General features: G+C 48.1%; 2 protein-coding genes. Both read left to right on the top strand.

Features of this window, described 5'->3' with window-relative positions; all coding sequences use genetic code 11:
- Positions 1-2 precede the first annotated feature (2 nt).
- Positions 3-10,181 (top strand): non-ribosomal peptide synthetase, encoded by a 10,179-nt coding sequence (locus C7475_RS28800; protein ID WP_110056898.1) that lies wholly within the window; start codon positions 3-5, stop codon positions 10,179-10,181.
- A 23-nt stretch (positions 10,182-10,204) separates the two neighbouring features.
- Positions 10,205-13,628 (top strand): non-ribosomal peptide synthetase (locus tag C7475_RS33085; protein ID WP_110056899.1); only part of this gene is annotated, 3,424 nt, incomplete at its 3' end.

Here is a 13,628-nt window from a genome sequence, read left to right on the forward strand (position 1 = left end):
TTATGAGCGTGCAAAACCTGGAATTAATACTTAAAGGAAAAGACTATTGGAATGGCGTCCTGTCAGGAGAAGCGGCTGGCGCTTTCCCCGCAGATAAGAATGGTACGGCAATTTCAGGAACAGGGGAATTAGATCTCCGCCTGTCTGAAAACATTGCTGCAACAGTTATGAAACTTTCCAACGGTTCGCCCGCCCGTGTGCATCTTTGTTTGTTGGCCGGTGTCGCTGCGTTACTTTATAAATATAACAGCGGACAAGAGATCTTGATAGGCGCGCCGGTTTACAAACAGGCGTCAGGAGAGGACCTGCTGAACAAGATCCTGCTCTTCAGAATGGACCTGACAGGAAAGGGTTTTAAGGAGCTGTTGATGGGTATCAGTAAAGACATGAAAGATGCGGTGGCTCATCAGAACTTCCCCCTGAATACACTGCTTTTTCAGAAGAAGATAGCAGACAAGGAAACCGGTATATCTATGATCGACGTCTTTGTGCTGCTGGATGAATTACATGAACAGGAATATGTACGTCCTCTCAGACCTGGTATCATGTTCCTGTTCCGCACACATGAGGATAACAGCATCTCCTGCAGGATTGAATACAGTACAGCCAGGTTTTCTCATGCCGCGGTCAACGATATTGCCAACAGGCTGTTACTGTTGATGGGCGCCTGTTTGCAGGATATGATGCAGGACCTTGCAGGCGTTAGCCTGCTGTCTGATGAAGATAGAGAACTAATAAGCAGTCCGCCGGCACCCCTTACATCGCGGGATACACGTAGTATTATTTCCCTGTTTGAAGAACAGGCAGGCAAGACGCCCGGAATACCTGCACTGTGCTTCGAAAATCAAGTGATCACTTATGGCGAGCTTAATGGGCTCTCCAATCAGTTCGCTGCTTACCTGCAAGAGCAACACGGTATAGTACTGGGTGATCGGGTAGCTATCAGGCTGCCTCGCAGCCCCTGGATGATCGTGGCTATCCTGGGCGTTCTGAAAGCTGGTGCTGCCTACATTCCTATTGACCCGGAATATCCGGCTCAACGTATCGCTTATATAGAAGCAGACAGTCAAAGTAAGTTGCTAATAGAGCAGGGAGTCATGGAACAGTTTGCGGACTGCCGCCACACAATCAGCGAAGAACGTATTGACTGCAGCACTGCTCCCGATCAGCTGGTTTATATTATATATACGTCCGGATCAACCGGCGCACCTAAAGGTGTGGCAATAAAGAACAGCAATCTCGTTAACTATATAGATTGGGCTAATAGCTACTACTTCGACGGACGGAGCGGATATTGTTTCGGTCTCTTTACCTCGCTATCATTTGACCTTACTATAACAAGCATCTTCACAACCTTGTTAAGAGGTGACAAAATATTTATTTTCCCCGAAGGGAATATTGCCGGTATTATTACAGATGTATTCTCATGCCATCCGGAAGTAAATACGATCAAGATCACGCCATCCCATCTTAACCTGGCCAGACATCTCGGCCTGGAAAGATCAACAATTGACACCATTATCCTGGGAGGAGAACAGCTTAAAAAAGAGCAGGTGGCATTTCTGAAGCAGTTAAGCCCTGATATAAAAATATATAACGAGTACGGTCCGACAGAAACAACAGTTGGCTGTACCTGCGTATTGTTGACCGGTAATGAGGACGATATCTCTATCGGCCGGCCAATACGTAATACGAACATCTATATAACAGACGCACACGGTAATCTGTTACCACCCGGCATTCCCGGTGAAATTATCATTGGCGGTGCTGGTGTGGCGGTCGGATATTATAATAACGAGGCGCAGACAAACACGAAGTTCTGCGAAGATCTGTATGCAGAAAACGGAGGCCGCGCCTATAGAAGCGGTGATCTTGGTAAATGGCTGCACGATGGTAATATCCTGTACATTGGTAGAAAAGATGGTCAGGTAAAGATCAATGGGTTCCGGATAGAAACAGACGAAGTAGAATATCACCTGGTATCTTATCCCGGTGTTACCGCAGCAGTCGTACTCGCAAGGCATACCGGAGATGAACAGGAAGGACTGTATGCCTTTTTTGTTTCGGACGATGTAATAGAACCGGCTGTTCTTAGGGAATTTATGCAGGCATCCGTACCCGCCTATATGATTCCCCACTACTTCTGCCAGGTCAGCGAAATTCCGCTTACGCCAAATGGAAAGGTGGATGAAAAGGCGCTGCAATCAATGTACGTAAGTTATAACACTACGACCGCATATACAGCTCCCCGCAATGACCTGGAAAGTGAGTTATGTCTTGTCTGGCAGGAGATCCTGGGCAAAGAGCAGGTGGGTGTACTGGACGATTTCTTTTCAATGGGTGGTCACAGTCTGAAAGCTACCAGGCTGATGACGAGATACAGAAAACAATTCGGCGTACACTTGTCCCTGCAGGAGATATTTATGAATGCCAGCGTTGCCAGGCATGCAGCATTAATTACACAGGCGCGCAGGGAACAGGCAAAAGAGATCCCTGTTGCCGCTCCGGCTGATAGCTATCCGTTGTCCAACTCCCAGAAGCGTCTCTGGTTGCTGAGCCAGCGGGCCGATAGCAATACCGCCTATAACATCCCGGCCGCATTTCAAATAACTGGCGAACTTGATCTGACCGGTTTTAATAATGCGGTTGATTATCTTATTCAACGTCACGAGATCTTCCGGACAAGCATAAGAGAAACAGCGTCCGGTGAACCCGCCCAGTGGATCACTCCTGCGAATGAGTTTTCATACAATGTCGGGTATCATGACCTTACCGGAGAAGATTCCAGGGAGTCAATGTGCCGCCGCCATATAGAAGAGATGATGGCCACAAAGTTTGATCTGGCAGCGGCGCCGCTTTTCAGGTTAGTGTTGTTAAAGATGGAGATAGACAGGTATGTGTTGTTGCTCAACATGCACCATATTATCAGCGATGCATGGTCAATGGAGGTCTTTACCCGGGAGCTCTTCGATTTTTATAATCACTGGAAGTCTGGTATAACTTATCAATCTTCACCGCTTCGTATTCAATATAAAGACTATGCCGTATGGCAGAATCTCCTGCTTGACGGTGAGATAGCTAAACAGTCAAAAGAATATTGGTCAAATCAGCTTAACGGAGAATTGCCAGTACTGACAGTGCCTGCAAACAAGAGTAGTGCTGTCTCAAACGGAAATGCCGCTGTGCTGCATATGAAACTGGAACCCACTGTAACTGCTGCTCTGAAGCAACTTACCAGGCAACACGGCGCGACGGTATTTATGGGATTGCTGGCCGCGGTTAAAGTCCTTTTACATCGGTATACCGGACAGGAGGACCTGTTGGTGGGCACACCGGTGGCCGGCCGGGAGCATGCAGATCTGGAGAATCAGATCGGGTTCTATGTGAACACCCTTGCCATCAGAACGATCATCGATAATGAGTGTTCATTCAGTCAGCTCCTTGATACAGTTAAAAACACCACACTGGAGGCTTATGCACATCAGGATTATCCTTTTGACCTGGTGGCGGAAGATCATAAGGGGCTTACACTGAATATCATGGTCGATATGCGTTCAGATGCATTCGCAAAACAACAGGACGATGCGTGGAAAGGACTGAAAATAAGTGCTTTTCCTACCGGTCCTGATAAGGTAAAGTTTGACCTTAATTTTTCGTTTGCAGAATCAGCAGACGATGTATACCTCACTATAAAGTACAATACAGACAAATACACACAGGAATTTATTGACTGCATGGGCAGGCATTTTACAAATATCACTGAACGGTTATGTGCCAATGCCCGCATAGCAGTTAAGCAGATAAATATGCTCGGTGCAGAAGAGCAGGAAGCTTTATTACAGCATTATAGTGGTACCGCTGCTTCATTTGTAGATGTAACGGTAGTCGATCTTTTTCGCCTGCGGGTGGAAGAACGACAGAATGAAATTGCAGTAGTATATAAAGACGATACGCTCACCTATGGAGAGCTTGATGAACGCTCCAACAGGCTGGGACATTATTTGCAACAGCAATATGGAATAAAACCGGAAGAAAAGATCGGCATACTGCTCGACAGGTCGTACTGGTGGGCTGTTGCAGTACTCGGCATCCTGAAAGCCGGTGGCGCCTATGTTCCCATCGATCCCGACTATCCGGAAGAAAGAGTAAAGTATATCATGGAAGACAGTGGTTGCCGTTTGCTGCTGGATGAAGAGGAACTATCCCGCTTCAAAGCATCTGAGAGGGATTACTCCGCAACCCCTGTAACAGCAGATCTTCACCCGGCAAACCTGTTATATGTTATATACACATCCGGCTCGACAGGTCAGCCTAAGGGAGTTGAAGTAGCGCATCGCAGTGCGGTTAACATCTATTACGGTTGGAAGCAGGTATATGGTCTTGAGGGCTTCTCAGTAAACCTCCTGCAGCTTGCCAGTATATCATTCGACGTGTTCTTCGGTGACGTTTGCCGCTCTTTGCTGATGGGCGGGAAGATGGTGATCTGTCCCAGCGAAACAAAGGCCAATCCGGAAGAACTGTACAGGCTTATGGAACAGGAAAGCATTAATATCCTTGAAAGTACGCCAGCCCTGCTGTTGCCGTTCATGAGCTACATAAGAGAGCAACTGCTGGATCTCAGCTTCGTAAAGGTATTGATCCTGGGTTCTGATACGCTCAATATAGCCGCATACAGGGACCTCGTGAAAGATCTCAGTGGCAGTATCCGTGTTATCAACAGTTACGGTACCACAGAAGCCACGATAGATTCGCTTTATTACGAAGGCCGTGAGGAAGATATGGTGGTGTTAAGCGGCCATACACCAATAGGTTATACATTCCCGAATATCTCTGCTTTTATACTTGATGCGAGTTTTATGATGCAACCCGCAGGTGTGGCAGGAGAGCTTTGCATAGGAGGTGCGGGATTGGCAAGAGGATATCTGGGCCGCCCCGAATTGACCGGTGAAAGATTTATACCGCATCCGTATCGCCCCGGAGAACGTTTATACCGCACCGGAGATCTGGCGTTCCTGATGGACAATGGCGCGATCGGGTTCCTCGGCAGAAAGGACCATCAGGTAAAAATATATGGGTTCCGCATAGAGCCTGCGGAGATTGAGAATGCTTTGTGCCGTCATACGCTGATAGAAGATGCGCTCGTTATAGCACATGAATCGCCCGGCGGCAGCAAAGAGCTGGTAGCGTATATTATCAGTGAAGCAGAAAGCGGGCAACTCACAAGTGCCGTACTGCGTGCATATCTCGCAGAAAGCTTGCCGGCTTATATGCTGCCGGTGGCCTACATTCAGTTGAAACAGTTCCCTTTGACACCTAACGGCAAAATAGACAGGAAGGCTTTACCTCTTCCTGCATTATTTGCAATATCTGCCGGAACGGAATATGTAGCCCCTGCAAATGAAAAAGAGCGCCTGTTAGTAGAAATATGCGAACAGGTGCTGCAAAGGAAGGCGATCAGTACAAAAGATGACTTTTTCGTAATGGGCGGCGATTCTATTAAATCGATCCAGATCGTTTCGCGGTTACGTCAGCGTGGATATCAATTGCAGGTGCGCGATGTACTAAGTTATCCCTGCATTGCAGAAATGGCCCGGCATATGCAGAAAGCTAAACGGGCAATTCCCCAGCAAGCCGTTCAGGGCCCCATGGTATTAAGTCCGGTCCAGCGCGCATTCCTGGAAAGTGGCCGGCCGGATAAACATCACTATAATCAGTCTGTAATGCTCTATAGCAGCCAGCGCATAGATGAAAAGGCCCTGAAAGTAGTACTGTCGGCACTGGTGGCGCATCACGATGCGTTGAGGATCTCCTTTAACAGGAATGCCGGTGGCGCATGGGAACAATATAACAACGCAACTGAGTTCGGGTACAGGTTTATTTCGCATGAAATAGCTGATGAGGAGAACTGGCAGCAGGTATTCAGGAAGAAAGCAGATCTGGTACAGGCAGGATTTGATCTCAGCGGAGGCGCACTGTTTCATACAGGGTTGTTCCATTGCCCGGATGGTGATCATATACTCCTGGTGATCCATCACTTGCTGGTAGATAGCGTTTCGTGGCGTATCCTGCTGGAAGACCTGTCTTCACTTTACAGCCAGATTGAAGCAGGCAGGAAACTATCACTGCCCGCAAAAACAGACAGCTTCCAATATTGGATGGAACAACAACAGGCTGATTCCCGGAGTGGACAGTTATCTTCTGAACAGGCATTCTGGAATGCTGTAGAAAAGCATCCGGTGCCTGTTTTTCCGGTGGATCTGCCTGAAGGAAGTAATTATCATGCAGACAGGCAAACGGTTACCTGCAGCCTGGAAAACGGCATTACGAACGATTTGCAAACACGTTGCCATACAGCCTATAAAACAGAGATCAATGACATATTGCTGACCGCCCTCGGTCTGGCCGTACAGGAAGTGTTGGGCATCAATAAATTTCACGTTAACCTCGAAGGCCATGGCCGCGAGGCAATGGGAAGAGATGTGGATGTAACCCGTACCGTCGGATGGTTTACCAGCCAGTTCCCTGTGCTTATTGAGGCGGAAGATCATGTCAGCATGACCGGTACACTGGTAAAGATAAAGGAACAGCTGCACCGCATACCCAACAATGGTATTGGTTACGGCATGCTCCGCTATCTTGCAAGAGAGAATGCCGGAACTTCAACCTTTATTGCTCCCGTTACATTCAATTACCTGGGCGAGTTTACGCCACCTGTAAACAATGAGGGACCAGCAGGAGGTTTTACTTTTTCCGCAGCGCCTGCAAGTAGTGAAGTTAGTCCACTGCAACAATGTGAAGAGATCCTTGCCGTTACCGGCATGATCATGCAGGGTAAATTGCAGATGTCTTTCCATTATAGTAAAGTCCAGTACCAACAGGATACCATAGTGGCTTTGTCTGCAGCTTATAAACGTTATTTAATAGAACTGGTAGAGGTCTTAAAAGTCGCAGCGCTGGTAACAACCCCTGTGGACCTGACTTATCAGGGTTTAAGTATAGCGGAGTTGTCTGAGCTGAACCGTTCAGGTGAAGTAGAAGACGTCTACGAGCTCACGCCTTTGCAACAGGGCATGTACTATCACTGGATGTCGTCACCCTCGTCGACCGCCTATTTTGAGCAGGTCGTCTATCATGTAGAGGGGGCGCTGGACCGTGCCTCACTTGATCATGCATATACGCAGATAATAGCCCGGCACGGCGTGCTCCGGACAAGCTTTACAGACCGGTATAGCGGAATACCCTTGCAGGTAGTGCGTAGGGAGGTTGTACCTGCCTTTACCTTCCTGGACCTTCGAAATGACAATAGCTTCGACCTGGAGGCATACATCAGCGAGGACCTTAACAAGGGTTTCAACCTGGAAGAGGGAAGCCAGATGCGGTTATCTGTGCTGCAAACGGGTGAAAGAGAGTTTACATTTTTATGGAGCCACCATCATATCCTGATGGATGGGTGGTGTACAGGGATCATCATAAGAGATTTCTATCAGCTTTATCACAGCCATCGGCAACCCAATGTACCGACGTTGCCTGATGTAACTTCTTACCGTGAATATATCCGCTGGTTGCGGTCTGTCGATCACCGGGAGGCAATGGACTATTGGAAGGGATATCTCGATGGATACGATACGGCGGCCGTTCTGCCTTTCCCGCAACCGGGTATCCGGGAAGCAGGTCCGGTTGAGCAGGAAGAAAGGCTTGTGTTCAGCAAAAACGATACCGCCAGGATCAAGGCCTTCTGCAGCAGCAACAAGATAACCGAAAATAGCTTCATGCAAACAGTATGGGGTATTTTACTCAGTAAGTATAACAACACCAGGGATGTTGTCTATGGCGGAGTCGTGTCCGGGCGCCCGGCGGAATTGACCGGCGTGGAAGAGATGATCGGATTGTTTATCAATACAGTACCTGTACGGATAAACTATGAAGAAGGAACAACTGCTGCAGATCTTCTTCGCCAGGTGCAGCGTAATAATATAAACAGCCTGCCTTACCACCACGTACAGCTGGCGGAGATCCAGGCGCAGAGTAAGCTTGGCAATAATCTGGTCGGCCATCTGTTCACCTTCCAGAATATTCCTTCACACGATCTGATCGCAGAAGGTATCGTACAGGCAGGAAGCGATAAACTGTTTACGCTGAAAGAGAGCCTTACTTTCGGACAAACAAACTACGACTTCGATATCACTATTGTGTTGGGAGAATCTATAGAGGTGATCATAAAATATGCTACAGCACTCTATTCACCGGCAACAGTGTCTCTTATTAAACAACACATCAGGAATTGTACCGAAGACATATTGCAGGACCCCACTAAAGCCATCACAGATATCCGGTACATCACTGACGAAGAAATACTGCAGCTGAAAAATGAAATAGCCGTTAATACAGCTACGGTCCCATCCCGTACGGTACCGGAATTATTCAGTGAACAGGTTGCCCGTCGCGGGGAACAGATTTGCCTGGTATATGGTGATCGAATGCTTTCCTACAACAACCTGGATGCCCTTTCTAACCGCTTTGCCCATTTCCTGCAGCAACAATATGGTTTGCATCCCGGAGATCGTGTGAGCATGCAACTGGAGCGGAGCGAGTGGTTGATCATCACCATGCTGGCAATACTCAAACAAGGTTGCGTATACATACCTGTTGATCCATTCTATCCGGCAGAACGTATAACCCACATCCTGTCCGACAGCGGCAGCCGTCTGAACATCACAAAAGAGATCATTGCAGCATTTCAGATGCGGCAGGAGGAATATCCGGCGACGCCGCCGGACGTACAGCTGAGTGATGACGACAGCCTGTATATGATTTACACGTCCGGTTCTACAGGCCGGCCTAAAGGAGTAACGGTAACACACCGCAACGCAGTGAATATTTGCGAAGGATGGCGCCAGGTATATCAGCTTGACCAGTTGAATGCATGTCTGCTGCAGATGGCAAGTGTTTCATTTGATGTTTTCTTCGGTGATGTTTGCCGCTCCCTGCTAACCGGTGGACGTATGGTCATATGCAGCGAAGAAGAAAAGCTTGATCTGCCGAAGTTATATTCACTGATGGAACGTCACGCTGTGAATATAGTAGAAGGAACGCCGATGCATATCATTCCATTTATGGAGTATGTGGAAGACGAAAAGCTGGATCTCAGTTTCCTTAAAATACTTATCCTGGGTTCCGATACGCTGACTCCCGCTGCTTATGAGCACCTGTGCGGAAGGTACTCGCCCGGTATGCGTATCATTAATACGTATGGTACAACGGAAGCAACAATAGACACTACTTACTTCGAAGGAGATATTACACAATACGGTGCAGTAAAAGGAAGTACGCCTATCGGCCGCCCCTTCCTCAACAATTATGTATATATACTCGATAAGGACTACAATATACTGCCGTACGGTGTACCGGGAGAGATCTGTATTGGAGGGGAAGGAGTGTCGCAGGGATATTGGGACCGGGAAGAACTGACCCGGCAGAAGTTCAGGGACGATCCCTGGTTCCCCGGAAAAAAAATGTACTGTACAGGTGATATAGGCCGCAGGCTGGAAGATGGGACGCTGACATTTACAGGGCGCATCGACAACCAGGTAAAGATCCGTGGATATCGTATTGAGCCTGGTGAAATAGAAGATGCAATCCGTGAAATAGACGGCGTTGCAGAAGCGGTGGTATTGGTGCGCAGGCGGCATGACGATCAACAAGAGCTGATAGCCTTCTTCTCGGCATCGATGCCTATGGATGCCGGAGAAATAAAGACCGGTCTGCGTGAAAAACTGCCGGATGTGATGATCCCTGCAGGTTTTGTACAGGTAGAGGAATGGCCTTTGACGGCTAATGGCAAAGTAGACAGGCAGCGCCTGGAAATACCGGAAAACATCACAGGTGAAAGCCGCACTGAATACATGGCGCCATCAGGCGAAATAGAACTGAAACTTGCCGCTATCTGGCAGGAACTGTTACGCGTAGAGCAGGTAGGTGTAAAGGACAACTTCTTTGACCTCGGCGGACATTCCATCACTATCATGAGGCTGATTTCAATGGTCCGGAAAGAATTTGATCTGGTCATACCTATCAGGACCCTCTTTGAACTTTCTACTATAGAACAGCTGGCGCAGCACATCAGGATCAATCTGGAAGATGCCGCATTTGAATCCGAAGATTACGACGTAATAAAATTATGACCCACCCAAAACTTATATAAACAATGTCTGACAATAGCTTAATGGACGTGATGGCATTAATCGATAAAGCGGAAGCCGCCGGAGCCAGGATTTCATTTGAGAACGAAGAATTGCTTATACAGGTGCCCAGGAAGAAAAAACTGGATAATGACCTGTTGGTCGAACTGAGAGCTAAAAAAGAACAGCTGACTGCTTACTTCAGAGATCATGGTGTGTACGCAACAGTTGACAGTAAGAATATTATCCGTAGCTATGATAGAAAAGAGGGTGACCATATCCCGCTGTCACATAACCAGGAACGCCTGTGGTTCATAGATCATCTGGAAGGAAGTGTGCAGTATCACATGTCGTCAGCTATCAGACTGACCGGTCAGCTGGATGTGATTGCCTTGCAGCATGCGTTTCGCCAGATCGTACAACGTCACGAAATACTCAGAACGGTTATCAGGGAAGAAGGTGGGAAAGCATACCAGCATATCCGCAGCGGTATGGACTGGGAACTGCAATTGGTAGACGGAGCCGCTTATAAGAACAACAGCGATGAGTTGAAAGCACGTATCGCAGCATTGCGGGATGCACCTTTCGATCTCTCCGCAGACTGGATGTTACGAGCCTCCCTTATCAGGTTGTCAGACCATGAAAATGTACTGCTGATAGTGGTGCATCATATTGCTGCAGACGGCTGGTCCGTTTCTATTATCGTAAAGGAACTGGTAGCGCTCTATGCGGCCTATGTAGAGAAAAAAACACCGGCATTATCGTCCCTGCCCCTGCAGTACGCTGACTTTGCACTTTGGGAACAGGAATACCTTGCAGCGCCGGCCTGGCAGGCAGATCTTGCCTACTGGCAGAAGAAGTTGCAGGGCGTTGAAAATATCAGTCTGCCCGCCGATCATCCGAGACCCGCTATCCAAAGCACTCGTGGCGCATCCGCAACGTTCCGCCTGGATAGGCAGCTTACAGACAAACTCAATTCCCTGTCAAGAGAACACGGCAGCACTTTGTTCATGACACTATTGTCGGCATTCAAAGTACTGCTGTTCAGGTATAGCCGTCAAAGCGATATCTGCATAGGTACAGCTATCGCTAACAGGCGCCAGTGGGAAGTAGAAGGACTGGTGGGGTTCTTTATGAATACGCTGGCCCTGAGAAGCTCTTTATATGAAGACATGAGCTTCATTGAGCTGCTTGAGCAGGTAAAAGAAACTACATTGAACGCCTATGAGCACCAGGACGCTCCATTTGGTAAACTGGTGGATGTTGTTGTGAAACACCGTGACCCCAGCAGGAACCCGCTTATACAGGCAATGTTTGTTCTCCAGAATACACCGGCAGTACCCGGACTTCGCCTCGGTGAGCTGTCATTGTCTGAAATGCCGGTAGAAGACAGGACCTCAAAATTTGACTTGTCGTTTTTGCTTACAGAGTCTGGCGATGGTATCCATGGCGTCATGGAATTCTGTACAGATCTCTTCAGCCCCGGTACAATTTCTCTGATGTTAAAGCAGTATGAAGCCCTGCTGCATCATATTGTGAAACAACCGGCACAACAGATCAAAGCATTACAGCTGATAAGCCAACAGGATTACCAACAGCTGTTATCAGGTATTACTCCTGATGCCACAACCTATCCTGCTGATAAAACTATAATAGACCTCTTCAGTGAGCAGGCAGCTGCTACACCTGGTAATACCGCAATTGTCTTTGAAGGCCGTAACCTTACCTATAAAGAACTTGATGCCCGTTCTAACAGTCTTGGCTACTATCTGAAAAGTAAAGGCGTGAAAGAAGGCGACCTGGTGCCCCTATGCTTGAAACACGGACTCGAAATGATGATCGGTATGCTCGGCATATTAAAAGCCGGAGCAGCATATGTGCCGGTAGATCCTGAGTATCCTGCAGAAAGGATCAGCTACATGCTGGAAGATACGATGGCGTGTCTTGTATTGTCAGATACCGCGGCTCTGAAGGATGTGCAGGTTGCAGATCATGTAACCGTTGTACGCATCGATGAAGAATGGGATGAGATAACAGCCTCTCCGGCAGATGCCGTGAATGCAGTTATTACCCCCGATATGCCCGCATATGTGATCTACACCTCAGGTTCCACCGGTAAACCCAAAGGAGTAATAGTAGAGCATAGAAATGTTGTACGCTTGTTCAAAACAGACATGCCGTTGTTTGACTTTAATGAACAGGACATATGGACAATGTTTCACTCATCCTGCTTCGATTTTTCCGTATGGGAAATGTATGGCGCATTGTTCTATGGTGGTAAGCTCATTATACTGTCCAGGGAAGCTGCCAGAGATACTATTGGCTTTGCTGCCTTACTTGCAACCGAAGGCGTGACGGTGTTGAACCAGACGCCCGGTGCATTCTATGCATTGCAGGATATAATGGTCAATACATACAACCGGCACCACATACGCTACGTAATATTTGGTGGTGAGGCATTGAGCCTCATGTTGCTGAAACCCTGGAAAAATAAATATCCGTCGTGCCGCCTGATCAATATGTATGGTATCACAGAAACGACGGTGCATGTAACCTATAAAGAAATAACTGCTAATGATATTGAGCTCGGACTGTCAAATATCGGTAAGCCCATTCCAACGTTGCACTGTTACATTCTCGATAGCAATGGTGCATTACTGCCACCGGGAATAGCAGGTGAGATCTACGTTGGCGGGGCCGGTGTTTCAAGAGGATACCTGAACCGGCCGGAACTGACAGCTGAACGTTTTATTAAGAACCCGTTTGGTGACGGAAGGCTTTATCGCACAGGCGATCAGGGCAGGTTGCTCGCTGATGGGAATATCGTATACCTGGGGCGTATTGATAACCAGGTGAAGATCCGTGGATACCGTATTGAATTGGGAGAGATCGAGAACGCGTTACAAAAGACCGGCCTGGTAAGCAGGGGAGTAGTGCTGCCTGTCGCCGACGGACAAACAAGCCGCTTGATCTGCTACTATGTTCCTGACAAGAATGCAGACAGATTAAACGACGACCTCGGAAAAGAGATCAGGGAAGTACTGGCCGGTCAGTTGCCTGATTATATGGTGCCTGCCGACTTTAGCGCACTGCCTGATTTGCCGCTCACCGCCAATGGAAAAGTAGATAAAAAGCTATTGACGGAGATCTACAGAACGACGTTGGATACGACAACAGCGGCGTATATAGCTCCGGTAGAAGACCGTGAACAGGTCTTGATAAACATCTGTGAGGAGGTATTGCGCCGCCGTCCTATCGGTATGCTGGACGACTTCTTCGCATTGGGTGGAGATTCCATCAAATCGATCCAGGTAGTGTCCCGCCTTCGTCAGCATGGATATTACCTGTCAGTAAAAGACGTGCTGATGTACCCGCAGCTGAAACAGCTCAGTGAACGCATCCGCCGTAGTGAGCGTGAAGTGAGCCAGGGCTTGGTAGAAGGACCTGTGC

The sequence above is a fragment of the Chitinophaga sp. S165 genome (genome assembly GCF_003182155.1).
In the GTDB taxonomy this organism is placed as follows: domain Bacteria; phylum Bacteroidota; class Bacteroidia; order Chitinophagales; family Chitinophagaceae; genus Chitinophaga.